The sequence below is a fragment of the Halomonas flagellata genome (genome assembly GCF_022487945.1).
Taxonomy (GTDB): Bacteria; Pseudomonadota; Gammaproteobacteria; order Pseudomonadales; family Halomonadaceae; genus Halomonas; species Halomonas flagellata.
The window spans coordinates 1-1,071 of the sequence record NZ_JAKVPY010000076.1 but is presented as its reverse complement, the minus strand read 5'-3'; the positions used below and the strand labels follow the sequence as shown (position 1 = coordinate 1,071).

2 protein-coding genes are annotated in these 1,071 nt (G+C 38.7%); both read right to left on the bottom strand.

Features of this window, described 5'->3' with window-relative positions; translation table 11 throughout:
• Window positions 1-72: 72 nt before the first annotated feature.
• On the bottom strand, window positions 73-528 hold the full coding sequence (locus MKP05_RS21160; RefSeq protein WP_053389857.1) for a hypothetical protein: 456 nt from the start codon (window positions 526-528) through the stop codon (window positions 73-75).
• Window positions 521-1,071: hypothetical protein (locus tag MKP05_RS21155; RefSeq protein WP_240570122.1), on the bottom strand; the 551-nt coding region annotated here is incomplete at its 5' end. The genes MKP05_RS21155 and MKP05_RS21160, both read right to left, overlap by 8 nt.

Here is a 1,071-nt window from a genome sequence, read left to right as displayed (position 1 = left end):
CTTACATCATCCTTGTTATAGCTATCATCCCACATCAGGACAGTTGTAATGTCATGAAACGTGACTGGAATTTTAACGTTCTTGCTCATAGGCTTTTTTCTCTACCTGGTCTATTAAGTCGATGTTGGTTGTTAACCTGGTGTTGAACCCTGTAAAAAAAATCGCAAAATCAAGATGGTAAGGGTAGTTTTTTTTATCATCCTGAATAAAACAGATTGCGATGCGTTTGTATTCATCCAAATTTGCAGCATGAAAAAGGTTAAGTATGATCCGACACTGTGCGGGGGAGCCGTCAGCAGCAGCCCACTTTAAAACAGAATCGAAATCAAATTTATAATCCGGCATCTGTTTCTCTATCAGCGCCTTTTTAAACTTCATCCGGGACTCGTTATAATCATAAGCCCCAACCTCAGGATCATCGCAGCGAACGCCCCGAACGGGGCGCTTATCAAAGTTTAATTCCCATAGTCCCAGCTCAGGGATATAAGAATAGTCCTCTTTGCGCGCGAGCCTGAAAATATTACTCACTGTCTGCTACTTCTCTTATTTCGGGACTAGAAAGTTCTTCAAGCTTGTTTTTAAGAATAGTCTCAATGTCCTCATCAGGGTTATCAATGTCTTCAGGGTTGATATTTAACAATTCCAGAATGACGCTATATTGAGATTTAGAAAGAGAAAGACGGTAAGCTGGCTCTTTAGGAGCACGCTCTATATTACGGTTCAGTATTTCACTAATTACTTTTTTTGCCTGCTCTCCGCTTTCACAGCGCTGACGCAATTCTTTAATATCATCATCAGATACTTTCGCAAGTTTATTAATAAGATTTAAATCATTAATGAAAGAGTCCTGAATAATTTTCTGTTGTGCTTTTGATAAGCGGAAAACACTCATATATTTACTGACAACGGTTTTATTAGACAGCCCATGAATAGCAATAATTTGCTCAGTAGAAAGGCCGTTATCCTTATCTTTTTTAATCGAAGCGGCTCTCTCAAAAATATTTAAAGGGCGCTTGAGAGTGTTCTCAGAAACGTGATCAAGATGTTCTAATACCTTGTCATCATAAGAGA